Annotated in this window: 31 protein-coding genes and 5 tRNA genes; 27 read left to right on the top strand and 9 right to left on the bottom strand. The window is 61.7% G+C overall.

Annotated features, from left to right (window positions below):
- Positions 1-37 precede the first annotated feature (37 nt).
- Positions 38-268, bottom strand: a complete 231-nt coding sequence (locus ABIE20_RS06200) for a PP0621 family protein (RefSeq protein WP_038998721.1) — start codon at positions 266-268, stop codon at positions 38-40.
- 93 nt (positions 269-361) lie between these two features.
- Positions 362-1,384 (bottom strand): outer membrane protein assembly factor BamD, encoded by a 1,023-nt coding sequence (locus ABIE20_RS06195; protein ID WP_429503649.1) that lies wholly within the window; start codon positions 1,382-1,384, stop codon positions 362-364.
- 150 nt (positions 1,385-1,534) lie between these two features.
- Here ABIE20_RS06195 and rluD point away from each other — a divergent pair, with 150 nt between their 5' ends.
- The 8 genes from rluD (at position 1,535) to ABIE20_RS06155 (ending at position 7,274) form a co-directional block, all read left to right on the top strand.
- On the top strand, positions 1,535-2,497 hold the full coding sequence (rluD, locus tag ABIE20_RS06190; RefSeq protein WP_429503648.1) for a 23S rRNA pseudouridine(1911/1915/1917) synthase RluD: 963 nt from the start codon (positions 1,535-1,537) through the stop codon (positions 2,495-2,497).
- Positions 2,494-3,234, top strand: coding sequence for a peptidoglycan editing factor PgeF (gene pgeF, locus ABIE20_RS06185; RefSeq protein WP_429503646.1), 741 nt, complete (start codon positions 2,494-2,496; stop codon positions 3,232-3,234). The genes rluD and pgeF overlap by 4 nt, the downstream gene beginning before the upstream one ends.
- Before the next feature lie 124 nt (positions 3,235-3,358).
- Positions 3,359-5,923, top strand: coding sequence for an ATP-dependent chaperone ClpB (gene clpB, locus ABIE20_RS06180; protein WP_429503644.1), 2,565 nt, complete (start codon positions 3,359-3,361; stop codon positions 5,921-5,923).
- Positions 5,924-6,226: 303 nt separating this feature from the next.
- Positions 6,227-6,302 (top strand) — tRNA-Asn (locus ABIE20_RS06175).
- A 10-nt stretch (positions 6,303-6,312) separates the two neighbouring features.
- A tRNA-Pro gene (locus ABIE20_RS06170) sits at positions 6,313-6,389 on the top strand.
- Positions 6,390-6,394: 5 nt separating this feature from the next.
- A tRNA-Lys gene (locus tag ABIE20_RS06165) sits at positions 6,395-6,470 on the top strand.
- 100 nt (positions 6,471-6,570) lie between these two features.
- Positions 6,571-6,647, top strand: a tRNA-Pro gene (locus ABIE20_RS06160).
- A gap of 96 nt (positions 6,648-6,743) precedes the next feature.
- Positions 6,744-7,274 (top strand): dihydrofolate reductase family protein, encoded by a 531-nt coding sequence (locus ABIE20_RS06155; protein ID WP_429503642.1) that lies wholly within the window; start codon positions 6,744-6,746, stop codon positions 7,272-7,274.
- Positions 7,275-7,389: 115 nt separating this feature from the next.
- On the opposite strand, the gene ABIE20_RS06150 is transcribed toward ABIE20_RS06155, so the two are convergent.
- The 3 genes from ABIE20_RS06150 to ABIE20_RS06140 all read right to left on the bottom strand — a co-directional run bounded on the left by ABIE20_RS06150 (position 7,390) and on the right by ABIE20_RS06140 (position 9,741).
- On the bottom strand, positions 7,390-8,685 hold the full coding sequence (locus ABIE20_RS06150) for an NAD(P)/FAD-dependent oxidoreductase (RefSeq protein ID WP_429503640.1): 1,296 nt from the start codon (positions 8,683-8,685) through the stop codon (positions 7,390-7,392).
- Positions 8,686-8,769: 84 nt separating this feature from the next.
- Complete coding sequence (locus ABIE20_RS06145; RefSeq protein ID WP_045200819.1) at positions 8,770-8,943, bottom strand: DUF3094 family protein; 174 nt, start codon at positions 8,941-8,943, stop codon at positions 8,770-8,772.
- A gap of 168 nt (positions 8,944-9,111) precedes the next feature.
- A complete protein-coding gene (locus tag ABIE20_RS06140; protein ID WP_010220617.1) occupies positions 9,112-9,741 on the bottom strand; it encodes a DUF1780 domain-containing protein in 630 nt (209 codons plus the stop codon).
- Between the two features lie 121 nt (positions 9,742-9,862).
- Here ABIE20_RS06140 and ABIE20_RS06135 point away from each other — a divergent pair, with 121 nt between their 5' ends.
- Both ABIE20_RS06135 and ABIE20_RS06130 read left to right on the top strand, forming a co-directional pair.
- On the top strand, positions 9,863-10,324 hold the full coding sequence (locus tag ABIE20_RS06135) for a hypothetical protein (protein ID WP_429503637.1): 462 nt from the start codon (positions 9,863-9,865) through the stop codon (positions 10,322-10,324).
- Positions 10,325-10,369: 45 nt separating this feature from the next.
- Positions 10,370-11,059: an energy-coupling factor ABC transporter permease gene (locus tag ABIE20_RS06130; protein WP_045200823.1), complete on the top strand. Its 690-nt coding sequence runs from the start codon at positions 10,370-10,372 to the stop codon at positions 11,057-11,059.
- Between the two features lie 4 nt (positions 11,060-11,063).
- Here ABIE20_RS06130 and yacG read toward each other — a convergent pair whose 3' ends face one another.
- From yacG to ABIE20_RS06110, 4 genes are read right to left on the bottom strand one after another with little or no spacing between them, the layout of a single operon-like run.
- The gene (yacG, locus tag ABIE20_RS06125) at positions 11,064-11,264 is read right to left on the bottom strand and encodes a DNA gyrase inhibitor YacG (protein WP_045200825.1); all 201 of its coding nucleotides are present in this window, start codon (positions 11,262-11,264) and stop codon (positions 11,064-11,066) included.
- Positions 11,261-11,884 carry a dephospho-CoA kinase gene (gene coaE / locus ABIE20_RS06120; protein ID WP_429503634.1) on the bottom strand — a complete coding sequence of 208 codons (624 nt, stop codon included), beginning with the start codon at positions 11,882-11,884 and terminating at the stop codon, positions 11,261-11,263. The genes yacG and coaE overlap by 4 nt, the downstream gene beginning before the upstream one ends.
- Positions 11,884-12,753 (bottom strand): prepilin peptidase, encoded by an 870-nt coding sequence (locus ABIE20_RS06115; protein ID WP_429503632.1) that lies wholly within the window; start codon positions 12,751-12,753, stop codon positions 11,884-11,886. Before ABIE20_RS06115 ends, coaE begins: the two co-directional genes overlap by 1 nt.
- A gap of 2 nt (positions 12,754-12,755) precedes the next feature.
- Positions 12,756-13,964 (bottom strand): type II secretion system F family protein, encoded by a 1,209-nt coding sequence (locus ABIE20_RS06110; RefSeq protein ID WP_429503630.1) that lies wholly within the window; start codon positions 13,962-13,964, stop codon positions 12,756-12,758.
- Positions 13,965-14,181: 217 nt separating this feature from the next.
- Here ABIE20_RS06110 and ABIE20_RS06105 point away from each other — a divergent pair, with 217 nt between their 5' ends.
- From ABIE20_RS06105 to ABIE20_RS06025, 17 genes are all read left to right on the top strand, one after another.
- Positions 14,182-14,592, top strand: a complete 411-nt coding sequence (locus ABIE20_RS06105; RefSeq protein ID WP_093379440.1) for a pilin — start codon at positions 14,182-14,184, stop codon at positions 14,590-14,592.
- A 70-nt stretch (positions 14,593-14,662) separates the two neighbouring features.
- A tRNA-Thr gene (locus ABIE20_RS06100) sits at positions 14,663-14,738 on the top strand.
- 161 nt (positions 14,739-14,899) lie between these two features.
- On the top strand, positions 14,900-16,216 hold the full coding sequence (locus ABIE20_RS06095) for a tyrosine-type recombinase/integrase (RefSeq protein WP_429503628.1): 1,317 nt from the start codon (positions 14,900-14,902) through the stop codon (positions 16,214-16,216).
- 137 nt (positions 16,217-16,353) lie between these two features.
- The gene (locus ABIE20_RS06090; protein WP_429503626.1) at positions 16,354-17,253 is read left to right on the top strand and encodes a DUF6387 family protein; all 900 of its coding nucleotides are present in this window, start codon (positions 16,354-16,356) and stop codon (positions 17,251-17,253) included.
- 164 nt (positions 17,254-17,417) lie between these two features.
- The gene (locus ABIE20_RS06085) at positions 17,418-17,681 is read left to right on the top strand and encodes a helix-turn-helix transcriptional regulator (protein ID WP_429503624.1); all 264 of its coding nucleotides are present in this window, start codon (positions 17,418-17,420) and stop codon (positions 17,679-17,681) included.
- Positions 17,681-17,983, top strand: a complete 303-nt coding sequence (locus ABIE20_RS06080) for a helix-turn-helix domain-containing protein (protein ID WP_429503622.1) — start codon at positions 17,681-17,683, stop codon at positions 17,981-17,983. Before ABIE20_RS06085 ends, ABIE20_RS06080 begins: the two co-directional genes overlap by 1 nt.
- A complete protein-coding gene (locus ABIE20_RS06075) occupies positions 17,980-18,627 on the top strand; it encodes a KilA-N domain-containing protein (protein ID WP_429503620.1) in 648 nt (215 codons plus the stop codon). Before ABIE20_RS06080 ends, ABIE20_RS06075 begins: the two co-directional genes overlap by 4 nt.
- Positions 18,624-19,103 carry a hypothetical protein gene (locus ABIE20_RS06070; protein WP_429503703.1) on the top strand — a complete coding sequence of 160 codons (480 nt, stop codon included), beginning with the start codon at positions 18,624-18,626 and terminating at the stop codon, positions 19,101-19,103. Before ABIE20_RS06075 ends, ABIE20_RS06070 begins: the two co-directional genes overlap by 4 nt.
- Positions 19,100-19,405 carry a hypothetical protein gene (locus tag ABIE20_RS06065; protein ID WP_429503618.1) on the top strand — a complete coding sequence of 102 codons (306 nt, stop codon included), beginning with the start codon at positions 19,100-19,102 and terminating at the stop codon, positions 19,403-19,405. Before ABIE20_RS06070 ends, ABIE20_RS06065 begins: the two co-directional genes overlap by 4 nt.
- A complete protein-coding gene (locus ABIE20_RS06060; protein WP_429503616.1) occupies positions 19,402-19,617 on the top strand; it encodes a hypothetical protein in 216 nt (71 codons plus the stop codon). Before ABIE20_RS06065 ends, ABIE20_RS06060 begins: the two co-directional genes overlap by 4 nt.
- Positions 19,614-20,330: a hypothetical protein gene (locus tag ABIE20_RS06055; RefSeq protein ID WP_429503615.1), complete on the top strand. Its 717-nt coding sequence runs from the start codon at positions 19,614-19,616 to the stop codon at positions 20,328-20,330. Before ABIE20_RS06060 ends, ABIE20_RS06055 begins: the two co-directional genes overlap by 4 nt.
- Before the next feature lie 2 nt (positions 20,331-20,332).
- On the top strand, positions 20,333-20,623 hold the full coding sequence (locus ABIE20_RS06050; protein WP_429503613.1) for a hypothetical protein: 291 nt from the start codon (positions 20,333-20,335) through the stop codon (positions 20,621-20,623).
- A complete protein-coding gene (locus tag ABIE20_RS06045; protein ID WP_429503611.1) occupies positions 20,616-20,843 on the top strand; it encodes a hypothetical protein in 228 nt (75 codons plus the stop codon). Before ABIE20_RS06050 ends, ABIE20_RS06045 begins: the two co-directional genes overlap by 8 nt.
- Positions 20,840-21,730: a toprim domain-containing protein gene (locus ABIE20_RS06040; protein ID WP_429503610.1), complete on the top strand. Its 891-nt coding sequence runs from the start codon at positions 20,840-20,842 to the stop codon at positions 21,728-21,730. The genes ABIE20_RS06045 and ABIE20_RS06040 overlap by 4 nt, the downstream gene beginning before the upstream one ends.
- On the top strand, positions 21,717-23,516 hold the full coding sequence (locus tag ABIE20_RS06035; RefSeq protein ID WP_429503608.1) for a DUF927 domain-containing protein: 1,800 nt from the start codon (positions 21,717-21,719) through the stop codon (positions 23,514-23,516). Before ABIE20_RS06040 ends, ABIE20_RS06035 begins: the two co-directional genes overlap by 14 nt.
- A gap of 334 nt (positions 23,517-23,850) precedes the next feature.
- Positions 23,851-24,150, top strand: a complete 300-nt coding sequence (locus ABIE20_RS06030) for a hypothetical protein (RefSeq protein ID WP_429503606.1) — start codon at positions 23,851-23,853, stop codon at positions 24,148-24,150.
- On the top strand, positions 24,147-24,746 hold the full coding sequence (locus ABIE20_RS06025; protein WP_429503604.1) for a hypothetical protein: 600 nt from the start codon (positions 24,147-24,149) through the stop codon (positions 24,744-24,746). Before ABIE20_RS06030 ends, ABIE20_RS06025 begins: the two co-directional genes overlap by 4 nt.
- Positions 24,747-24,749 lie beyond the last annotated feature (3 nt).

The raw sequence follows: 24,749 nt of genomic DNA, 5'->3' as shown, positions 1-24,749 counted from the left end.
CCGGCGATGGCTGCGAAGCAGCCCAAGGTTGCCGGACTCAGCGCTGCGCCCCAGGCCCCTGCTCCAGGTGCGCCTGGCTGCAATACCACTGCGCCCCGCGATGCAGCGCCCGGTCACTGGGCAAATGCACGCCGCAATGGGCGCAGCGAACCATCTTCAGCGGGTCTTCGAGGCTGTTGTTTTGCCCAGCAGCATTGCTGGCCTTGAACTTGCGCCACAGCCAGAAGGCAGCAGCAATCAGGGCAATCCAGAAAAGTAGGCGAACCATGGTGTCCAGCTTTGTCAGTGAAGAGCCTTCAGTCTAGGGCTCGGGCATGAAAAAAGGGAGGCCTTGGCCTCCCTTTATCTTTTACACGATGGCTCAGTCGAACACACCGAAAGTCATGTAGCTGAACCAGGAGCGGTCTTCGTTGTTACCTTCCGCTTCGTGGTTTTCTTCTTCGATGACGTCACCGTTGGCATCTTTAGGCAACAGCTCTTGCGGGATCGCGTCCTTGGCGTCCTGGTACTGCTTCACCACGTCCTGGTTGGCACGGGTTTCACCTGGCGGCAGCGGCGTGGCGGTATCGATCAGGCCCAGGGTGGCCTTGGACAGCCACGAACGGTTGTCGGCCTCGTTCTGCTGCGGCACGAACTGGCCATCGACCAGGCTCGGGTGGTCCGGGTAGTTGAGCTTGAGGGTTTCCAGGCTGGTGGCAGCCAGTTCGTCCAGGTGCAGACGCATGTAGGCTTCGGTCATCACCGCCAGGCCGTCGCCGACCGATGGGGTTTCCTGGAAGTTCTCTACTACATAGCGGCCACGGTTGGCGGCGGCGACATAGGCCTGACGGGTCAGGTAATAGTCGGCCACGTGGATTTCGTAGGAGGCCAGCAGGTTGCGCAGGTAAATCATGCGCTGCTTGGCGTCTGGCGAGTAGCGGCTGTTGGGGAAGCGGCTGGTCAGCTGGGCGAACTCGTTGTAGGAGTCGCGGGCAGCACCCGGGTCACGCTTGGTCATGTCCAGCGGCAGAAAGCGCGCCAGCAGGCCGCGGTCCTGGTCGAAAGAGGTCAGACCCTTGAGGTAATAGGCGTAGTCGACGTTCGGATGCTGCGGATGCAAGCGAATGAAACGCTCGGCGGCAGACTTGGCAGCCTCCGGCTCGGCGTTTTTATAGTTCGCGTAGATCAGCTCGAGCTGGGCCTGGTCGGCGTAGCGGCCGAACGGATAGCGCGATTCCAGAGCCTTGAGCTTGCTCGTGGCACTGGTATAGCTGTGGTTGTCCAGGTCGGCCTGCGCCTGCTGGTACAGCTCGGCTTCGCTCAGGTTTTCGTCGACGACTTCCTTCGAAGAACAAGCAGCGGTCAGTCCGAGGATGGCGATCAGCAGCAGGTGTTTCACTTGCATGGCGGCTTGCGTCCCTATGACGGCCGCTGTCTTGGGCGTGGCCGTCCTGTTATGATGAGCACCCCGATGCAACCCTCGGGGTAAAAGACGTCGTATTTAACCACAAGCGCGCAGTCGAAACCAAAGGCTGTGCCGCCCGCTGATTCGAGCATGTCCGAGATCATTCAACTTCGCGCAGAGGTGCCGTCCGAATTGGGCGGGCAACGCCTCGACCAAGTCGCCGCCCAATTGTTCGCTGAGCACTCGCGCTCGCGCCTGTCCACCTGGATCAAGGAGGGGCGCCTGACGGTCGATGGCGCAGTCCTGCGTCCGCGCGATATCGTCCACGGCGGCGCGCTGCTGGCGCTCGATGCCGAGCAGGAAGCCCAGGGCGAGTGGGTGGCCCAGGACATCGAGCTGGATATCGTCTATGAAGACGACCACATCCTGGTGATCAACAAGCCTGCCGGGCTTGTGGTCCACCCGGCTGCGGGCCACGCCGATGGCACCCTGCTCAATGCCCTGCTGCACCATGTGCCGGACATCATCAACGTGCCGCGCGCCGGTATCGTCCACCGCCTGGACAAGGACACCACCGGTCTGATGGTGGTGGCCAAGACCATCCAGGCGCAGACCCAGCTGGTTGCCCAGTTGCAAAGCCGCAGCGTCAGCCGCATCTATGAATGCATCGTGATCGGTGTGGTCACGGCCGGCGGCAAGATCAACGCGCCGATCGGTCGCCATGGCGGGCAGCGCCAGCGCATGGCGGTTACCGAAGGCGGCAAGCCTGCGGTCAGCCACTATCGCGTGCTGGAGCGCTTCCGCTCGCACACCCACGTGCGGGTCAAGCTCGAAACCGGGCGTACCCACCAGATCCGCGTGCACATGGCCCACGTCAACTTCCCGTTGGTCGGCGATCCGGTCTACGGCGGGCGCTTCCGCATTCCGCCAGCGGCGAGCCTGACCATGGTCGACGCGCTCAAGACCTTCCCGCGCCAGGCCCTGCATGCACGCTTCCTGGAGCTCGATCACCCGGTGACCGGCGAGCGCATGGGCTGGGAATCGTCGCTGCCGGACGACTTCGTCTGGCTACTGTCGCTGCTCAAGCAGGACCGCGAGGCGTTCGTCGGATGAGCGAGCTGACGCAAGCGCTGCTGTTCCCGGACTGGCCTGCGCCAGCCGGGGTGCGCGCCTGCGTCACCACGCGCAGCGGCGGGGTCAGCCTGCCGCCCTATGAAAGCTTCAACCTTGGTGACCATGTTGGCGATGCGCCAGCGGCGGTGGCCGGGAACCGCCGGCGCCTGACCGCCGAGTTCGGCATCCAGCCGGCCTGGCTCAAGCAGGTGCATGGCGTAGTCGTAGCCGATGCCGACCCCGGTGTTATCGCCGAGGCCGATGCCAGCTACAGCGACACCCCCGGCATTGCCTGCACGGTCATGACTGCCGACTGCTTGCCGGTGCTGTTCTGCGACCGCGCCGGCACCCGCGTAGCCGCCGCCCATGCGGGCTGGCGCGGGCTGGCCAACGGTGTGCTGGAGACGACTCTGGAGCGCTTGGCCCTGCCGCCCGAAGAGGTGCTGGTGTGGCTGGGCCCGGCGATTGGCCCGCAAGCCTTCGAAGTCGGCCTTGAAGTACGCGACGCGTTCACGACCGTTCATCCGGAAACAGCCCAGGCCTTCGTGCCCGGTGCCCAGCCCGGCAAGCTGATGGCCGACATCTACCAGCTGGCCCGCCTGCGTCTAGCAGCGCGCGGCGTCAATGCCGTCTATGGTGGTGGCTTGTGTACCGTCAGCGACCCGCGCTTCTATTCTTATCGGCGCACCCCGCAGGGTGGCCGCTTCGCTTCGCTGGTCTGGCTGGCACCGCGCTGACCTGGATCAAGCCCGCCTAGCTTGAATCTTCCAGAATCACCCTTATCTACAGTGGTATCTCTGGCAGGTTTTTCTTCATCAGGTGTGTCCATCGCTCCGACCTGCCCATAAAGGAAGGTAACCCATGCGAATAGACCGTTTGACCAGCAAGCTGCAATTAGCATTATCCGATTCCCAATCACTGGCCGTGGGCATGGATCATCCGGCCATCGAGCCTGCGCACCTGGTGCAGGCCCTGATCGATCAGCAGGGCGGTTCGATCAAGCCGCTGCTGATGCAGGTCGGCTTTGACGTCAACAGCCTGCGCAAGGCGTTGAGCAAAGAGCTCGACCAGCTGCCGAAAATCCAGAACCCCACCGGCGACGTCAACATGTCCCAGGACCTGGCGCGCCTGCTCAACCAGGCCGACCGCCTGGCCCAGCAGAAGGGCGACCAGTTCATCTCCAGCGAGCTTGTGCTGCTGGCGGCCATGGACGAGAACAGCAAGCTTGGCAAGTTGCTGCTCAGCCAGGGCGTGAGCAAAAAGGCCCTGGAGAACGCCATCAGCAACCTGCGCGGCGGCGAGGCGGTCAATGACCCCAACGCAGAAGAGTCGCGCCAGGCCCTGGACAAATACACCGTCGACCTGACCAAGCGCGCCGAAGACGGCAAGCTTGACCCGGTGATCGGCCGTGACGATGAAATCCGCCGGACCATCCAGGTGCTGCAACGCCGGACCAAGAACAACCCGGTACTGATCGGTGAGCCTGGCGTCGGTAAGACCGCCATCGCCGAAGGCCTGGCCCAGCGCATCATTAATGGCGAAGTGCCGGACGGCCTTAAAGGCAAGCGTCTGCTGTCGCTGGACATGGGCGCGCTGATTGCCGGTGCCAAGTTCCGCGGTGAGTTCGAAGAGCGCCTCAAAGGCTTGCTCAACGAGCTGTCCAAGCAGGAAGGGCAGATCATCCTGTTCATCGACGAGCTGCACACCATGGTCGGCGCCGGTAAAGGCGAAGGCTCGATGGACGCCGGCAACATGCTCAAGCCGGCCCTGGCCCGTGGCGAACTGCACTGCGTCGGCGCCACCACGCTGAACGAGTACCGCCAGTACATCGAAAAAGACGCAGCGCTTGAGCGGCGTTTCCAGAAGGTGCTGGTAGAAGAGCCGAGCGAAGAAGACACCATCGCCATCCTGCGTGGCCTCAAAGAGCGTTACGAGGTGCACCACAAGGTGGCGATCACCGACGGCGCGATCATCGCCGCGGCCAAGCTCAGCCATCGCTACATCACTGACCGGCAGCTGCCGGACAAGGCCATCGACCTGATCGACGAAGCGGCCAGCCGCATCCGCATGGAGATCGACTCCAAGCCGGAAGTGCTCGACCGCCTGGAGCGCCGCCTGATTCAACTGAAGGTTGAGTCCCAGGCGTTGAAGAAAGAAGACGACGAAGCCGCGCTCAAACGTCTGGAGAAGCTCACCGAAGAGATCGCCCGGCTTGAGCGCGAGTACGCTGACCTGGAAGAGATCTGGACCTCGGAAAAAGCCGAAGTGCAGGGCTCGGCGCAGATCCAGCAGAAAATCGAGCAATCGCGTCAGGAGCTCGAAGCGGCCCGGCGCAAGGGTGACCTTAGCCGCATGGCCGAGCTGCAGTACGGGGTGATCCCGGACCTGGAGCGCAGCCTGCAGATGGTCGACCAGCACGGCAAGGCGGAAAACCAGCTGCTGCGTAACAAGGTGACTGAAGAAGAGATCGCCGAAGTCGTGTCGAAGTGGACCGGCATCCCGGTGTCGAAGATGCTCGAAGGCGAGCGGGAAAAACTGCTGAAAATGGAAAGCCTGCTACACGAGCGGGTGATCGGCCAGGAAGAAGCCGTGGTGGCAGTGTCCAACGCCGTGCGTCGTTCGCGTGCCGGCCTTTCGGACCCGAACCGCCCGAGCGGCTCGTTCCTGTTCCTCGGCCCGACCGGTGTCGGTAAAACCGAGCTGTGCAAGGCGCTGGCCGAATTCCTCTTCGACACTGAAGAGGCCATGGTGCGCATCGATATGTCCGAGTTCATGGAGAAACACTCTGTGGCTCGCCTGATCGGTGCTCCACCAGGCTACGTAGGGTATGAAGAGGGCGGCTACCTGACCGAAGCCGTGCGGCGCAAACCTTATGCGGTGGTGCTGCTGGACGAGGTCGAGAAGGCCCACCCGGATGTGTTCAACGTGTTGCTGCAGGTGCTGGAAGACGGTCGCCTGACTGACAGCCAGGGGCGTACGGTGGATTTCCGTAATACCGTGATCGTCATGACCTCCAACCTGGGCTCTTCGCAGATCCAGGAACTGGTGGGCGATCGTGAAGCGCAGCGTGCGGCGGTGATGGATGCCGTGGGTTCGCACTTCCGGCCGGAGTTCATCAACCGGATCGACGAAGTGGTGGTGTTCGAGCCGCTGGGCCGCGAGCAGATCGCCGGCATCACCCAGATCCAGCTCGGCCGCCTGCGCAGCCGTCTGGCCGAACGTGAGCTGAGCCTTGAGCTGAGCCCCGAGGCGCTGGATAAACTGATCGCCGTCGGTTACGACCCGGTCTATGGCGCACGGCCGCTGAAACGGGCGATCCAGCGCTGGATCGAGAACCCGTTGGCGCAGCTGATCCTGTCGGGCCAGTTCCTGCCAGGCAGCGCCATCACGGCGAAGGTCGAGGGCGAAGAGATCGTCTTCGCCTGAGTTTTCGGCGGCTTACGCTAAGGCCTCGAATTTCGAGGCCTTTTTTCTTTGCATTTTTTCTCGAGTGCTTGTAAAGTGCGCCCCGCTGTATGTCGCCCCGCAGCTTCCCGGCAAAATTGGGAATCTGAAAAAAAGTTGCAAATCAGTAAGTTGAATGCAAATTAGGGGTTGACAAGGGTTTTGAAGGTTGTAGAATAGCGCGCCTCAGAGACATGAACGCAGCGATGCACAAGGTCGAAGAGTTCGAAGCGGTAGTGATACAGCACTCGAAATTGCAGCACTGTTGTAGTTGAAATTGATAGTTCCGCGATAGCTCAGTCGGTAGAGCAAATGACTGTTAATCATTGGGTCCCAGGTTCGAGTCCTGGTCGCGGAGCCAAATTTCAAGCCGGGGTATAGCGCAGTCCGGTAGCGCGCCTGCTTTGGGAGCAGGATGTCAGGAGTTCGAATCCCCTTACCCCGACCATCTTAGGGTCGTTAGCTCAGTTGGTAGAGCAGTTGGCTTTTAACCAATTGGTCGTAGGTTCGAATCCTACACGACCCACCATTTTTGAATCCGGTACGCTGGGTTCAAATCTTAAAAGGTTGGTTTGCCATTAGCAGCCAGCCATAAAAAAAGGCACCTTAATCGGAGCCTTTTTTTTTACCGGGGTATAGCGCAGTCCGGTAGCGCGCCTGCTTTGGGAGCAGGATGTCAGGAGTTCGAATCCCCTTACCCCGACCATCTTCAGAAAGAAGGGCACCTTGCAAAAGGTGCCCTTTTTTCGTTTCTGCGCCCTGGCTGATACTATCCGGCTATTTCCTGCAAAGGAGTTGCGCCGTGCCCCTGAAAACCACCGTGTACATCGCCACCAGCCTCGATGGATTCATCGCCCGTGAGAGCGGTGAGCTGGACTGGCTGATGGTTGCCACCAGCTCCAGTGACGATCACGGCTATGCGGCGTACATGGCCACCATCGACACCCTGGTCATGGGCCGCAACACCTTCGAGAAGGTCCTGACCTTTGGCGAGTGGCCGTATCCGCACAAGCGTGTGGTGGTGCTGAGCAGCACCTTGCAGCAGGCCGATATGCAGCACGGCGTCGAAGTGCATCCGGGGCCGATCGCTGACCTGGTCGACTACCTGAGTGAGTCAGGCGCCAAGGGCCTGTACCTTGATGGCGGGCAAGTGATTCAGAGCTTTTTGCGCGAAGGCCGCCTGGATGAGCTGACCATCACCCGCATACCGGTGTTGCTGGGCAGCGGCATCCCGCTGTTCGGGGCCCTGGCGAAGGACGTGACGCTGCAGCATATGCGCAGCACCATCTTTGAAAGCGGCTTTGTGCAGAGTACTTATAGGGTACTCAAGTAGAGCTTACAGCTTCCACAGGGATTGATGTCAGGCCTGCTTGTTGAGGTAAACATAGAACCCTGTGGGAGCTGGCCTTGCCGGCGATGAGGCCGGCACTGCCACTAACAATTGAAACTCAGTGCAGCTTCAACCGCGGCTCAGTCCCGCGACCGATCCGGCTACCGAGCATCAGCATCAGCGTACGGAAAGTCCCGTACAGCGCCATCTGGTGCATGCGATACAGCGACACATAAAACATCCGCGCCAGCCAGCCCTCGAGCATCACGCTGCCGGGCAGGTTGCCCATCAGGTTACCCACCGCCGAGAAGCGCGACAGCGACACCAGCGAGCCGTAATCCCGGTACGCATACGTCGGCAACGGCTTGCCTTCCAGGCGCGCCTTGAGCCCCTTGGCCAACAACGACGCCTGCTGGTGCGCAGCCTGCGCCCGTGGCGGCACGTTACGGTCGCTACCCGGTTGCGGGCAGGCAGCACAGTCGCCAAAGGCGAAAATGTTGTCGTCCAGAGTAGTCTGCAGGGTAGGGCGCACCACCAGCTGGTTGATGCGGTTGGTTTCCAGGCCGTCGATGTCCTTGAGGAACCCCGGCGCCCGAATACCTGCTGCCCACACCTTGAGGCTGGCCTGAATCACCTCGCCATTGCTGGTGCGCAGCTCATCGGCCGTCACTTCACTGACCGCCGCGTTGGTCATCACCGTCACCCCGAGTTTTTCCAGGGTCTTGTGCACCGGCACGCTGATGCGCTCCGGCAGGGCTGGCAGCACCCGCGGGCCGGCTTCGATCAGGGTGATGTGCATGTCCTTGGGCTGGATACGATCCAGGCCATACGCCGCCAGCTCATGGGCCGCGTGATGCAGCTCGGCCGCAAGCTCGACACCGGTGGCGCCGGCACCAACGATGGCCACGCTGATTTTTTCATGGGCCTGATCACCCGCGTGGGCACGCAGGTAATGGTTGAGCAGTTGCTGGTGGAAACGCTCGGCCTGCTTGCGGGTGTCGAGGAACAGGCAATGCTGCGCCGCGCCCAGGGTGCCGAAGTCGTTGGTGTTGCTGCCCACCGCGATCACCAGGGTGTCATAGCCCAGGGTGCGCGCAGGCAGCAGCTCACGGCCGTCTTCATCGAGGGTTGCGGCCAGCTGGATCTGCTTGGTTTCGCGGTCCAGGCCGCTCATGCGCCCGAGCTGGAACTGAAAGTGATTCCACTTGGCCTGGGCCACGTAGTTCAGTTCGTCTTCGGAAGAATTGAGCGAGCCTGCCGCCACTTCGTGCAGCAGCGGCTTCCAGATGTGCGTCAGGTTGGCGTCGACCAGGGTAATGCTGGCGCTACCCTTTTTCCCCAGGGTCTTACCCAGGCGGGTCGCCAGTTCCAGGCCGCCGGCGCCGCCGCCGACAATCACTATACGGTGAGTCATGGAGATATCTCATAAGGTTTACGGAATTCGGGTCTTGAGTGGTAGGCCGCACGGGGCGGGCGTTGTGGGCGAGCGCAAGGCAGCTCATAGCACCAGTTGACTCAAGAGGCGGCTCAACAAGCCGAGCGCAACCGTCACGGCCACCACCAGCACAAGGAGCAGCCAGGGCCGGAAAGGCTTGCGCTCGACTTGGTGCTGAGGGGCTTGCAGGTATTCATCGACACGACGCTGGTCATCGGGATTCAGGCGGCTGGTCATGAGGGCCTCGTCAGATAGACGCTTGTGACTGTGGGAAAGCTACAGTGTTCACTGTAGTAGCTCGAAGGTCGCCCATCTTTCAGTCACTTGGCTGTCTTTATAACGAATGATTGCGCTTTGTATCACCGGCGCAGAATTTATGCCATCGGGCTTTGGTAGGGGGCCAGCTCAGAGGCTTATTCCGACATCAAAAACGATGCTGCGCCCCAGATTGCCACGCAAGAAGTCCGGAGCATCAGGGTGGGCAAACAGCACCCGGGCGAAGGTCGGGCCCACCAGCGACAACGAGCGCCAGCCCTGGCGCAGGTATTCGGTGGGCGGCGGGAAGTGGCTATTGAGGTCGAGCACTTCGCGCTTGAGGCTGGCGAAGGCAATGATGTCCAGCTCGCTCAGGTCGAGGCCGCGCTCCTGATAGTTGTGCGATTTTTTCCGCAAGGTCGGCGCCAGGCGCTGTAGCAGTTCCTGGGCGCTGATCCGCCGTGGCCGGGCTTCGCGGCGCACCAGCTGGCTCAAGGAGAAAGCACTGCGCCGGCGCTGCAGCTCTTCGCGCCATTCGTCGTTAAGGCGCCGGCCCTCATCGAGGACAAAAAACACCTCGAAGGCGGCATCGCGAAACAGCACGTCAGGCGGCTCTTGCCCGGCGGCGGCAAAGTCTTCACTGCGGTAAGGAATATTCAGGCCTTGCAGCAGGCGCTGGCAGACCCAACGCTCACGTTCCCATTTACGGGCATTGGATAGAAACGCATTGGCTTGTTCGGCCTGAATGGTGAGCAGGCGCAAGTAGTCTGAGTCGTCCATGGGCACAAGCTTAGCGTTCAATTGAGCTTTGCAGGAAATGTCTGCAAGTCATTGCTGCGACGCCAAGCCAGCGCCTAGACTGCGCACCCGTTGTGGGCTCAGTGAATATCAGGGAAGAAGCATGAGCGTAGTGAAGATGGGCGGTGTATTCGGTTCCGGCACGGTGGTCTGTGCCCTGTTGGTATACGGCGTGGGCTTTTTGTTCTGGACGCCCACCGTGCCTTACGACACCGCCGATGGCCGCTATATAGTGCTCAAGGAGGGCGATTCGCCACCCTACAGCGTCAAACTCATCGACCATCGCGGCGCAGATGATGAAATCGTGCGCAGCTATGCCGAGTTCAATCCCAAGGTACTTAGCGTCATGCCCGGCGACTACCGCTTGCGCCTGACCCTGAACGAGTTCGGTTGCTACGGCGCCTGGGCCGATGTACAGGTATCGGCGACCACCGTCAGTGTGGTCGAGCTGCAGCGCAACCCGAGCTGCCAGCCAGCAGACTGGCTGGTTGAAGGCGCGGTGTTCCGCTTGTTCGAGGCGCCCAAAGCGCCAGCGGAGGCTGATCAAGCCAGCCCCGAGGTGTAGACTGCCCCCACGCCTATTGCCTCACTCGCACAAGGGTTATTTGCCGTGATCAGTGCCGCCGTACTTTCCAGCCAGACCCTGACCATCGCCTGGGTCGCCTATGTGCCCGTGCTGATCTGGGCGGTGGCGCGTACCCGCTGGCTCGAACTGTTCGCCGACAGCCGGCGCCAGCACTTGCTGTTTGGCACCGTGTTCGCCTTGTTTGCCCTGTGGCTGGTGCGCCGCGACTTCGACACCGGGGTGTCGTATCACTTTATCGGCATGACCGCCGTGACCCTGCTGCTGGACTGGCCGCTGGCGATTGTCGGTGGCTTGCTGGCGCAGCTCGGCCTGCTGGCGCTGGGGCGTCAGGACCTGGCGGCGATGGGGGTCAATGGCCTGCTGCTGATCGGCCTGCCGGTGCTGGTCACCGAGGTGTGCGCGATCCTGGTGGAGCGGGCACAGCCGCGCAACCTGTTCGTTTATATCTTCTGTTCGGGATTTTTTGCTGCGGCGCTGTCGGCACTCTTGTGCCTGCTCGGTGGGCTGGGGTTGCTGTGGATGGACGGGCGGTTCGTCATGCCGGAGTGGATCGAGGACTTTATCGGCTACCTGTGGCTGATCATCTTCCCCGAAGCCTTCATCAACGGCATGGTGGTCAGCGCCCTGGTGGTGTTCTGCCCGGAGTGGCTGGAGACCTTCAACCGGACCCGCTACCTGCAGGCCCCGTGGAAGGATGACGACCCCGAGCGCTGACGCCTCAGTGACGCGGGTCGAGCTCGCCGGAGAACAGCTCGTCTTCGGCATCCGGTGCAACCGGAATCTTGTGTTCTTCCGATGCCCAGGCACCCAGGTCGATCAGCTTGCAGCGGTCGGAACAGAACGGCCTGAACGCGCTGGCGGCGCTCCATTCCACTGGGGCGCCACAGGTCGGGCAATCTACGGTCGTTGGTTGGCTCATGCTTGGCCTCCTCGCAAAGTCAGGTAAAAGTGGTGCAGGCGGTCGACCTCCGAATGCAGCCAGGCCAGGTCGCGGTCGTTGACGATCACGTCGTGGGCGTGGCGCAAGCGTTCTTCACGGCTGGCCTGGGCCTTGAGAATGGCCTGCACCTGCTCAGTGCTGGTCTGGTCGCGCAGCAGGGTGCGTTGCACCTGCAGTGCCTGCGGCGCATCGATCACCAGCAGGCGGTCGGTGCGCTTGTACTGGCCAGACTCGACCATCAACGGCGAAACGAACACCGCATAGGGCGACTCGGCCTTGGCCAGGTAGCTGAAGATCTCCTGGCCGATCAAGGGATGCAGCAGCGCTTCGAGCCACAGCCGTTGCTGCGGGTCGGCAAAGATCAGCTCGCGCAGGGCCGCGCGGTTGAGCTGGCCGTCTTCGAGCAGCACCCCCGGGCCGAAACGCTCGACGATACTGGCCAGCGCCGGGCGGCCCGGCTCGACCACCCAGCGCGCGGCCTGGTCGGCGTCGACCAGGTGCACACCCAGCTCGACAAAGCGCTGCGCAGCGGCGCTCTTGCCACTGCCGATGCCGCCGGTAAGGCCGAGAATCCAGGGGGTGAAAGCAGCGGTGGTCATCAGAATCCGGAATATTTCAGATAGGAAGTGGTTATTTGACCACCCCAGAGCAGCGCGATCCAGCCCGCGATGGCCAGATAGGGACCAAAGGGGATCGGCGTGCTCGCTTGCTTGCGCTGCAGGCGCAGCATAATCAGGCCGATCACCGCCCCCAGCAGCGACGACAACAGCAAGGTCAGCGGCAAAATCTGCCAGCCGCCCCAGGCGCCGAGCATGGCCAGCAACTTGAAATCGCCATAGCCCATGCCCTCTTTGCCGGTGACCAGCTTGAACACCCAGAACACCGACCACAGGCTCAGGTACCCGGCCACCGTGCCCCACAGGGCATCCTCCAGCGGCACGAACAGCTCAAAGGCATTGGCGATCAGCCCCAGCCACAACAACGGCAGCACCAGGGCATCGGGCAACAGATGGTGCTCGATATCGATCAAGCTCATGGCCAGCAGGCCCCAGCTCAGCACCATCAACGCCAGGGCGGCGCTGGTAAAACCCAAATGCCAGGCGGCGAACAGCGTCAGCGCCCCGCAGGCAATTTCCACCAGCGGATAGCGCGGGCTGATGCGCGCCTGGCAATTGGAGCAACGCCCGCGCAAGGCCAGGTAACTCACCACCGGTATGTTCTCCCACGGGCGAATGCGGTGGGCGCAATGCGGGCACTGCGAAGGGGGCAAGAACAGATCAAAACGCGGTGCTGGCGCTTCGCTCGGCAACTCCAGCGCCTCACGGGCTTCGGCCTGCCATTGGCGTTCGAGCATGATCGGCAGGCGATGCACCAGCACATTGAGAAAGCTGCCGACAATCAGCCCGAGCAACAGGGCAAAGCTCAGGTACATCAGTGGCTGGCTGGCCAGGGTGTTCAACAGGTTCATGGTCAGATCACATTGCCCAGCTGGAAGATTGGCAGGTACATGGCGATCACCAGGCTGCCCACCAGCAACCCCAGGATCAGCACGATCAACGGCTCAATCAGGGCCGTGAGGGTGTCGAGCAGGTGGTCGATGGCCTGTTCATAGTGGCTGGCGATCCTGGCGAGCATATCGTCCAGCGTGCCGGCTGTCTCGCCAATGGCGCACATCTGCACCACCAGCGCCGGGAACAGCCCGCTGGTACGTAACGCCACGTTCAAGGCCAGGCCACTGGCAAGGTCGTCGCGCACCTTGTGCACCGCTTGCTCATACAACGGATTGCCGCAGGCCCCGGCAACCGGCCCCAGCGCCTCCACCAGCGGCACCCCGGCGGCAAACGAGGTCGACAGGGTGCGGGCAAAGCGGGCGAGGGCGGCGTGCCTGAGCAGGCTGCCCAGCACCGGCAAGCGCAGTGCCACGCGCACCAGCCACAAACGCACCCCAGGCTTGTGCCGATAACCCCAAACCAGCGCGCCGCACGCGCCGCCAAACGTTATCAACAGCCACCCAAGGTGCGCCCCCAACCACTGCGACAAGCCGATCACCTGTTGGGTAAACACCGGCAGCTCGGCACCAAAGCCCCCGAACAGCGACTGAAAGCGCGGCACCACCTCCAGCAACAACAACGCCGACACCCCAAAGCCCACCAGCAACACCAGCAGTGGATAGGTCATGGCTTTTTTAAGCCGTGCGCGCAGGGCCTGGCGTTGCTCCTGCAGCGCCGCCACCTGGGCCAGCACCGTCTCCAGGCTGCCGGACTGCTCACCGGCGTCCACCAGGTTGCAGTACAGCCGATCGAAGTACTGCGGGTGCCGGCGCAGCGCAGTGGCCAGGCTGCTGCCGGCGGCGATATCGGCCTTGATCGCCCCCAGCAGGCTGGCCATCGCCGGGTGGGTGCTGCTCTGGGCCACTACATCCAGCGCCTGCAACAGCGCCACCCCGGCCTTGACCAGGGTGGCCAGCTGGCGACTGAACTGGCTCAGCGCCTTGCCATCCAGTGGCCGGCGCCATTGCCACAACGGCGGACGCACACTGGCAATGCGCCCCGGGCGAATCCCGCGCTGGCGCAACTGCGCCCTGATCAACGCCGGGCTGCGCGCCGCACTCTTGCCGCTGATCAAGGCGCCCTGGGCGTTAGTGCCTTGCCAGCTGTACATCTGGTTGCTTTCGGTCATCGCCACATCCTTGTTGCGCTGCCTTGCACAAGCCTGGTAACAGCTCCAGGCCCCGAGTGGCGAGCAGGGTTGCCCGCCGCCCACTAGAGTAGTCGAGCCAGAGCGACCGAATGACCGTCACGGGGTGACAAAAGGTGTCTGTTCGGGCCTACTGGCGCGCCTGCTGGCGCCGCACCACTGCGGCCGGCATGAACTGACTTTGTGAGGGAGAGTGTCCATGAAAGGGCAGCGCGGTATTACCTTGATCGAACTGATGATCGTGGTGGCGATCATCGGCATTCTGGCGACCATCGCCTTACCGATTTACACCAATAGCCAGGTCCGCACTAAAGCCACGGCGGCCCTGGTAGAAATTTCTGCCCTGAAAACCGCCTTCGACCTGCGCCTGAACGAAGGCAAAGACATCGCCAACGTCGCTGCCCTGGGCGGCCAGGAGCGCACCGCCCACTGCGCCATCGCCGCCAGCGGCACCGCGGCCACGGGTGTGGGCAGCATCGTCTGCACCCTGATCGACGCCCCGGCCATCGCCACCGACAAAACCATCACCCTGACCCGCGCCGCAAGCGGCTGGGCCTGCACCAGCACCCTCAACGAAGACCTCGCCCCGGCAGGCTGCAAAGCCCTCTGAAACCAACGCAATTGCTGTTAATAAACAGTGATTTGCGTAAGCGATCCGGCAGTGGTAGCGTTATCGCCACGCCGGTGTAGCTCAGTCGGTAGAGCAGCGCACTCGTAACGCGAAGGTCGCAGGTTCGATTCCTGTCTCCGGCACCATCCATCTGTTCCGATACGTCTCTCCTTGTATGCGGAATCCCCTGAAAAGCCCGCCCAGTGCGGGCTTTCTTGTTTCTACCTGTCTCGTTCTGTCTCTAGGCATATACCTGTTTTAGGTATACGTTAGGGTATACGCCGGTTCGAAGAGAAAACGTATACCTATGGCACGCACCGTTACGCCCCTGTCAGACCCCAAATGCGAGGCCGCCAAGCCTCGGGACAAGGATTACACCCTGTTCGACGGCCAGGGCCTGTTCCTGCTGGTCAAGAAGAACGGCAGCAAGATCTGGCGCATGAAGTTCAAGCGCCCGGATGGTAGGGAGGGGCTGGCCACCTTCGGCAACTATCCCGCACTGACGCTCAAAGCCGCCCGTGAACGCCGGGCCGAAGCGCTGGAGTTGCTGGCGCATGGTAAAGACCCGATCGAGAGCGCCAGGCAGGGTAAGGTCGAAGCGGCGAATGCGAGGGCCAACACCTTCGGCGTGCTGGCCAAGGACTGGCATGAGGCCTGTTCCAAGAAATGGTCACCAGGTCATGCCGCGACGGTATGGCGGCGGATCGAAACTTACCTGCTCCCGGCCTTGGGCCAGCGCCCGGTGGCCGGTCTGAAGACCCGCGACCTGCTGGCGCCGCTCAAGGCGGTGGAGAAGCGCGAAGTTCTGGATACTGCTGGCCGGCTACGGCAGTACATGACCGGAATCATGCGTATGGCCGTCCAGCACGGGCACATCGACACCAACCCAGCGGTGGACTTACAGGGCGCAACCGCCACACGTAAGACCGTGCACCGGCCTGCGCTGGCGCTGGATCGGCTGCCTGAGCTGCTGCAAAGAATCGACAGCGACACCGGCCGCCCACTGACACGGCTGGCCACCCAACTCACTCTGTTGGTATTCATCCGGTCCAGTGAGCTGCGGTTTGCTCGATGGCCAGAGATCGACACTGGTCGCTCGATGTGGGAGATCCCTGGCGAGCGCCAGCAGATCGAGGGCGTGAAGAACTCACATCGCGGCTCCAAGATGAGCACGCCCCACCTGGTGCCGCTGAGTCGACAGTCCCTGGCTACGCTTGAGCAGGTGCGCCAGCTCACCGGGCGCTTCGACCTGGTGTTCGCCGGCGATAGCAACCACTGGAAGCCCATGAGTGAGAACACGGTGAACAAGGCGCTTCGCCGCATGGGTTACGACACCAAAACCGAGGTGTGCGGCCACGGGTTCAGGGCCATGGCCTGTTCTGCCCTGGTCGAGTCGGGCCTTTGGAGCAAGGATGCGGTGGAGCGGCAGATGAGCCACCAGGAGCGCAACAGCGTGCGTGCGGCTTACATCCACAAGGCCGAGTACATTGAGGAGCGCCGGCTGATGGTTCAGTGGTGGGCGGACTATCTAGATGCGAACCGAGAAAAGCACATCACGCCGTATGACTTTGCTCTTTGTGGAGACAATGAGGCAAACGTTGTTCGCGGAAGATTCGCACGATGAAAGCTCCTCAGAAAGCCATTACGGATATAGACTGAATACTGTATCTATGAACAGTTGTAGGTTAGTGGTCCCCTGAATGGAGAGTGATTGCCGCCAATCTGGCGTAAACGTCAAGGGCGGCTACTTAGGAGATTAGAGTGGCTAGAGTAAAAATCCCAGATTGGTTCAGCTTGGACCGTTACCCCATGCCTAATACTACAGCGGAGTGGGGAGCAAATATTGAGTTGCGGTCAAGGTTCCTAGAGATGAAATCAAGTCTTGACGCTGGCCAGATCGAGGCTTTTTTCAAGGTGTTTGCAGGAAAGTCTGTGGATCAGTTTGACATCACACAGAGCCACAGAAATCCATTCCCGGTTATGTTTATGAGCGCGGCCGACATGGCCGTCATGTCGGCATCCTGGTCCGTAGATCAACGGTGGCAGGAGCTACATCAGAAAGTCTGTGCTGTTGTTGGCCAGCAAGCGCCATATACGTTTTTGGATGAAATAGTTGAAATATACCAAAAAGATGAAGTTCTCAAAGACGATGCATTAAGTAAGGTCGGGTGGTTGGCTCCGGAGTTTTGCCATGGCGTACCGATTACGGTTGACTTGGATGCGGATGATGAGACCCTTAAGTTGGCTTTTGAAGTTTGGCTTGCTGGGGTTAGGTCCGAAGAGAATGCTAGGTTTAAAAGATCAGTCACTGCCGACGACTTTAAGAAATGGCATAAGTTCAGAGTTCTGGCTGCGTTCGATCTTTATCAGTGGGCGGAAATTTATGGTGTGAGACTTACTAATACCCAAATTGCCAATGCACTATTTCCTCCTGATGCGGTGAGTGAGGAGGATCGGGATATTGATATGGGAGAGCGCTTGAGAAAGGTCGTCAAGCCTCTAGTCGAGCAGACGATCACATCAAGCACAGTTCGTTTGATCACTGCTTCGGCGCGTTTGGAGCGCTATCTGGACCAGGTTGTGAGCAGAGATAAGGAGAAGCGAGCCAAGCTCGAAGCGGAACGAGAAGCTGGCATTCGCGTTCCGGACGGTGAGCTATAGGTGATCATTCCGGAACAGAGGAAAGTGTAACTCGTGGCGGGATATGAGGTGGCAGATGATATGCCGGAATAAAAAGTCATATTTCTGTGACTTCTAAGTTCTAGTTCCTAGTATTTAAATCTACTCCTGAGGCGTTGTTGCGCCATGACTATCAGGAGTTAGGTATGAACAAGATTTTTGAGTCGGTCAGGGATGAATCTAAGGGGCTGTTTGATCCAGCGTTAACAATTATTCGAATTCCCGAAATGGAGGCCATTACTGGCTACAAACGGCCAACTATCTATAAGCGGTTGAAGGACGATCCAACGTTCCCCAAGCCAGTCCCGCTGAGCAACAGCAAGTCCCGCGGAGCACCGGTCGGCTGGGTTCTAGCGGAGGTTCAGGCATGGGTGCGCCAACGCATTGCAATGCGAGGGGAGGCGGCCTAATGAGCGAAAAAAAGGCCGACCAACAGGCCAGCCTCAAAGATATGCACGTTCATGATACCAGCGGCAGCGCACAACGCATCCGTCTTCTCGCGCACCTGCGCCAGCATGGTTCGATCAACACCTTTCAGGCCATCACACTGCTGAACATCCTGCGCCCGGGGGCGCGCATCGCCGAACTTCGGGCCAAGGGTCACAACATCGTCACCCACCTCAGCACGCTGAAGGACGACCATGGCCGCGAGCACCAGAACGTGGCCACCTACTTCTTGAGCGCTGGCCCTGCTCAGAAGGTGGCAGCATGACGGTCAAGATCATTCCGTTCAATTACCAGGGCCGCGCCGTGCGCTTCGATGTGGACGGCTGGTTGCATGCCACCGAGATCGCAGAGCGGTTCGGCAAGGAGCCACATGAGTGGCTACGCCTGCCCGACACGGCTTCTTATCTGGCGGCTATTTCTAAAACCGGGAAATTCCCGGAATTGGTTAGGACCAAGCGTGGCCGCTACGGCGGCACTTGGCTTCACCCGAAGCTGGCGGTGGTCTTCGCCCGGTGGCTCTCTGTGGACTTTGCCGTCTGGTGTGACGAGCAGATCGACGCCCTACTGCGCGGTGGTCAAAGCAATTGGCAGCAGGCCCGCCTGCAGTCCGCCGTTGGCTATCGCGGGTTGTGTGACGCCCTAGCCATCTCCTGCGAGGAGCGCGGCAAGACGCCACAGCGCCACCACTTTATCAACGAGGCCCGGTTGATCAACCAGGTGATCACAGGGAAGTTTGCCGGTCGTGATCGTGATCAGCTCCGTGCTGAGGAGCTTCTATTGGTCTCGCTCATCGAGATCCGCGACGTGCTGCTGATCGGCCAGGGGAAAGACTTCGAAGCCCGTAAAAAGGCTCTGCTGAGCTACGTCCAGAGCCTGCGCGCTAAACACCTCAGGAGTGAAGTCGCATGATGCTGGCGCTCAAGACAGAAGATGACCGGTCGATATTTTCTATTGCAGGCAACCGTGATGCTCGGTATGGTTCGCCCGTCGCTGCAAATTCAGCGACCGGGCTTGGTAACCCGCTGAACGTTAGGCGCAACAGCGCCCCCATTACGATTGCAGGCGCTTTTTTTACGCCCGCAAATCCGTTTTATGGTGGCTGTGCGTGGGAGGCACTCGTGCCTGCCGGGTTCCTAACGTCCCGGTTTACCAACCTGCGCACAGCTACCACCCATTCGCTTGGTAACGAACGTGGTAGCTCCCTCATTACGTTAGGAGCTTCGCCCATGCACGCCCTCAATCCGTCCAGAATCCGCGCATACGCCCACCGTCGCCTGGCTCTGGCCGCCCTTCGCGCAAACTCTTCCTTGTCCGTCCGCCTCGCCCGCTACAACCATCACACCGAGATCGCTCGCACCCTGGAAGTGCAAGGCGGTGCCCAATGACACGCTTCTCGAACGGTGTAGTGCTTGAGGGCGAGATATTGCGTCAAGCGGTGCTGGATGCCCACGCCATGAGCTCGATGAACTTCGCCCGTGAAGAGTTCGACAAGCTGGAGCGCATCCTTTGGCCGCTGCTCGACCCGCTGCTGTGTCGGGAAGAAAACACCATCGCCTCTGACGTTGCCCGCCACCTTGAGCAGATCCGTATCTACAGCGCCAACTTCTGCTGGAAGCACCGCCACTTGGGCGCCTCGTATGGCGTCGTAGGTAAGTGCGCTGACATGGACGGGAGGGCTACCGCATGAATCCCCCTATTCAGATACCCGACGACACCCACGACGATCTGCGCGAGGTGCAAGGCATCCTTTTACTTCTGAGCCTGGCGCTTGCCGTCATTGCCTCGCCCGCCACCCCCGTCATCGTGGCCCGTGTCACCGCAGTGATGGCTCAGCACACCGCCATGGCCTGGGCCGAAATGCTGGGCGGCGTGATCGCTGAACAAGGGGGTGATCTGTGAAGACCGACACGACCCTGCGCATTACCCGTCGCCAGTATCGCCAGTTCGCAGGGCTGGCCAAGCTGAATGGCGTGGGCCTGACACTGAACACCTACACCAACCTCGGCGGCATTTGGGGTGAATACAGCTGCTGGTCACAACCGATCGTTCGTGACGCATCGAGTGACAGCCGCCTGTGCGATGAGCGAATTACCATCAAGCTGGCCACCAGCGTGAACGCTTGTGCTTTCCGTGGTGCCCACCGCCCTGAGCTGGACTGGTCGGCGCTGGATGACAGCGAAATCTACCCGTTCATCGTCAGTCATGAGATCGGCCACCACGTCGACAATTTCGCGTACTGGGATGTCGCGCTACTGCCTGATCTGGCAGCCCGCGATCAGTGCCTCAAGGTGATGTACCGCGTGAACGAGATGCTTGCAGACCGCTATGCCTGGGAGCAGGTACGGCCCGGCGAGCCGCTGCCCCTGAGCGAGACAGGTAAGCGCTTGCAGGAGGTAATGGCCGCCGACTTGGAACTGCTCAACCGGCATATGCCTCGCACCCGCAGGGCGCCCAAGGCGTTGCCGAGCGGACAGTACGCCTATGTGCCTGCCTCAATGCTGAAAACCGAGGAGTTGGCCGCATTCGTCGGGCCACACGTTTCCCCGGCGCTGATTGAGCACACCCGAAACCGCCGCCGCATACATCGCCGCGACTCCAGACTGAGGGGTTAAACATGACCAGTTTTCAACAGCGCCTCGCTGCGCTGACGGGGTCGGCTTGCCCGAAGAAAGCCACCGAGCTGTTTTATGTGGGCCATCCGAAGGCCAAGCGGGCCTTGCTGGGGCCGTTCTTGAGCCAGGCCGACGCCGAGTGCGGGCGCGTAGTTTTGCGTAGCGCTGACGCCATGGTGACGGCTTGCCTCGTCGATTCGCTGGACGAACTGACCTACTGGCACGCGGTGAACAATGGCCAGGTCTGCCGGGCTTTCGCTGGCGCTGATCGGGAGGGCTTGAGCCATGAGTAAGGTCACGCCTATTCGTCGCAAGGGTGCCGGTGGCCCACCTACTGCTGGCGCTCACATCGACAGCGCCAGCTATGCGCTGTTGGTGGAAACCCTGGTGGGCTTCCTGGAGCTGCGCCTTGCCGAGGGTGATGCGGGCCGTCACTGCCCTAAGCTGGAGCGCCTGACCAACCAACTGGAACGGCTGGCCCAGCGCTTCACACCGCCGCAGGGGGCCGCATGACCGACGCCACGATCCTTTTCCGTGACGCGCTCCAGTCGGTCTATGGGGCGCTCGACTGGCTGCCCCTGGGCGATGGCGACATTCACCGCTTCCACGTCCCCGGCGACAAGCCCGGCACCCTAAACGGCTGGTACTGCCTATTTGCCGATGGCATCGCCTCGGGTGCGTTCGGGAGCTGGAAGACGGGCGGGACCAGCACCTGGTGTAGCCGTGAGCCGGTGGATGCCCGCGAAGCCCAGCAGGTGCGCCAGCGCATCGAGCAGGCCCAGCGCCAGCGGGAAGCCGAACGGCAGCGGCGCCAGCTCAAAGCCGCGGGCCTTGCGCAACGCTGGTGGCGTGACGCTCGCCGTGCTGATCCTGGTCACCCTTACCTGGTCACCAAGGGCATTCGCGCCCACGGCCTGCGCCAGCGTGGTGACGACCTGCTAATTCCTCTGTATGCCGGGGGCGTGCTGGTGAACCTGCAGCGGATCGCCGCGGACGGCGACAAGCGCTTCCTGTATGGCGGGCGGATCAAGGGCGCCTATTCGCCATTGGGTCGCATCACACCGGGCAAGCCGCTGTGCATCTGCGAAGGCTGGGCTACGGGGGCCACGCTTCACGCAAGCGGTTACACGGTCGCCTGCGCGATGAACGCCGGGAATCTGAAACCGGTGGCGCTGGCGCTACGGGCCGACTACCCCGGTACCGAAATCATCGTCGCCGGCGATGACGACCGCCAGACCGAAGCCGAAGGCAAGGGCAACCCTGGGCACACAGCCGCCCATGAAGCCGCTGCCGCGTGTGGCGGCCTGGTGACCTTCCCCGAGTGGCCAGCCGATGCGCCGCTGACCCTTTCCGACTTCAACGACCTCGCTGCCTGGAGGTGCCGCCATGCGCCCGCCTGAAACCAACGTTATCAACCTGCGCCCAGAGGCGCCCAAGGTCGAGCCTGATCGTCCGTGCTGGGGCGTGTATGAGCACTGGGTGACCAATGAGAAAGGCCGCAGGCTCAAACCTGGTGTGTACTGGCACGGCTTCAAGCGCAGCGCCGCCGACGATGACGGCGACGACGACAAGGCCGACCGCCCGATCACTGATGAGTGGATCGCCACGCCCGTGACCGTCGCCGCTCGCACCACTAACAGCGACGACGGCAGCGAGGGCCGGTTTCTGCGCCTGCTCACCGACAGCGGCCCCAAGGAGTGGATCATTCCTATGGAGGTGTTCGGCGGTAGCGGTGAGGACGCCAGGCGGACGCTGTTTGGTATGGGCGTCATCATCGCCCTGAAGAAGCGCGGCCAGTTCATGGAGTACCTGCTGGACCAGCGCCCTGCAGAGGTGTTCGCCACCACCTGCCGCCCCGGCTGGCATGAGTCGGGCGCCTTTGTGCTGCCTGGACGCACCATTGGCAGCGACAAGGTGCGCTATCAGGCCAGTGCCAAGGGCCAAAACCTATTCAGCGTGCGCGGGAGCCTGGACGGCTGGAAGGTCGAAGTGGCGGCCAAGTGCGAGGGCAACCCGGTGCTGACCCTGGCTATCGGCTGCGCCCTCGCTGGCCCGCTGCTGAGCCTGGTGGGCGTGTTGGGTGGCGGTGTTCACCTGGTGGGTGATAGCTCCAGCGGCAAGTCGCTGGCTCAGTTGATCGGCTCATCGGTATGGGGCGACCCGGGCATATTCGCCGCGTCATGGGATATGACCAAGGGCGGGCTGGAGATTGAGGCATCGAGCCGCAACGACACAATGCTACCCCTGGATGAGATCAAGCGGGCCGACCCCAAGCGCGTACAGGAAATGGCCTACTCGCTCGCCAACGGCCAGGGCAAGGGCACCATGACCCGTGACCGGGAAGCCCGCGGGAAACTGAGCTGGCGCCTGCTGGCGCTTTCAAGCGGCGAGCGCTCCCTATCCGAGCACGCGGCCATCAGCGGTAATGCCGCCCATGCTGGTGCTGAGTTGCGCATGGTGGACGTGAACGCCGGTACCCGCACGCACCGGGCCTTCGATGAATTGCACGGCCTGGAGGGTGCCGACTTCCACCGCCAGCTCACTGTGGCCGTGGGAGCGAACCACGGCCATATCGGGCCGGCATTCGTGGATAAGTTGCTGGCCAGCGATGACCGCCCCGGACTGCTCGAGGACTTTGCCGGTATCCGCGCCCAGTTCGTCGAGGACAACGCCCAGGCCGGGCGGGTGGCGGATCGTTTCGCGGTGATCGCGCTGGCGGGCGAAATGGCCATTGCCTATGGATTGCTGCCCTGGATGCCGGGCACCGCTCTGGCCGACTGCCAGTTGCTGTACGGCGAGTGGCTGAGCCGGGTGGGCGGGGGCAATGCCGAGGATCGCCAGATACTGGCGGGCATCCTCGACTTCATCGACAAGCACGGCAGCAGCCGGTTTTCGGACGTAGAAGACCAAACGCCAGACGCCAAGGTGTTCAACCGTGCCGGGTACTGGGAAGTGATCGGCACCAAGCGGCTGTACCTGTTCAACAAGTCCGCGCTGACCGAGGCAGCCCATGGGCACGGATTGGCGCGTGTCGTGAAGGCCCTGGAGGGTGCTGGCGCAATCGCCAAACACGACACCGACAGAGACAGCCGCAGGACCAAGAAATACCGCCTGCCTGCTGGTGGGTCTGCCCGCCTGTATGTGATCGACCCCGACGCCATGGACAGCGAAGGCGGTGGACTATGACCGCCGTCACCACCCAACGCCAATGCCCGAATCCACAGGAACCTAAAAACGTGGGGAACAGGGGGAACGGGGGAACAGCGTAAATCCGGGGGCTGTAGCCGTTCCCCCTTATTGAAGTGTTGGGGAACAGGGGGAACACAAACATGTTTTTGAATATAAGCGCCGGTGCTGTTCCTGACGTTTGGTTATCACTGTTCCCCAGTTTTTCGGGTGGGGAACACGTACCCCCGCTGGAGGCCCTGGAAACCCTAGGCGTTCCCCGCGTTCCCCCGTTCCCCCCGATTTTTTTCACAGACACATTTGGGCGTTATGGAAATCAGGAAGAGGTGACGCCATGAGCCTCCTTGCCGACCTGCTTAATCACATGCCGCCGAACGTTGCTGGCGCTGGCAAATCATCCGTGGCGAAACGCGCCCAGGATCGCCCGAGCCTTGTGCTGGTTGCGCCCGCGCAATTGCCGAGCCCGTACCTCAACGCCGCCAATGCCACTCCCGAGTGGCGCCAGGCCCGTGACCGGTACATCAATCACGTTATGACCTGCCGGGGCTGCTATGCACCTGGTGGTCGCCATTGCCTGACCGGTGCCGAGCTGCGCACCGCCTACGACAACACGCCCATGGAGGCCCACCCATGAAGCCCACACAGACCATGCGCCTGTGCGACATCGCCCTGAAGGCAGGGGCCAGCGCCAGCACACAGCTCATCACCACCCGGCGCATCTGCCGCAACATCAACCGCAACCTCGATTCGGTCCGCGATGAGCGACGTGCCATGCGCCGCCAAGCAGGCAAGCTGAAAGCGTTCTTGCCTTTCACCCGCCAGGCCATTGCCGATCTGGAGCAGCAGGCTCAAGTGCACCGAGAGGACGAACGCAGCAAGGCCATGGCCGCGCTGGCCGGGTTCGGCCAATCACTGCTGTTCGACCATGACGGGTTGGCCGGTGCCCTGGGGTTCGAGCGTATGTGCGACCTGCTGAGCGTTAACACCGTTGAGCGCGAGCAGGCCAGGCGGGAGGGCCTCACCAGCCTGGAAGACATGGTGTTCGCCCATGCGCTGGAGGACAGCGCAGAACGCCGGGGGCAAGAGTGGAATGACGCGCCGCTGTTCAACGCGTGCCATGCGGCGATGGCGGACTTCATCAGGGAGTGCCCCAAGCATCTGCTGCCCGATCCCTTCGCACCCGGGGCACCGTTCGGGCCGAAGCTGCCACCCAATCTGAGCGTGGTGTGAACC

Origin of the sequence: Pseudomonas sp. 2835, from assembly GCF_050435905.1 — a bacterium.
GTDB lineage: Bacteria > Pseudomonadota > Gammaproteobacteria > Pseudomonadales > Pseudomonadaceae > Aquipseudomonas.
Note: the sequence above shows the minus strand (reverse complement) of the source record. Positions and strands in the feature narration are given on the sequence as shown.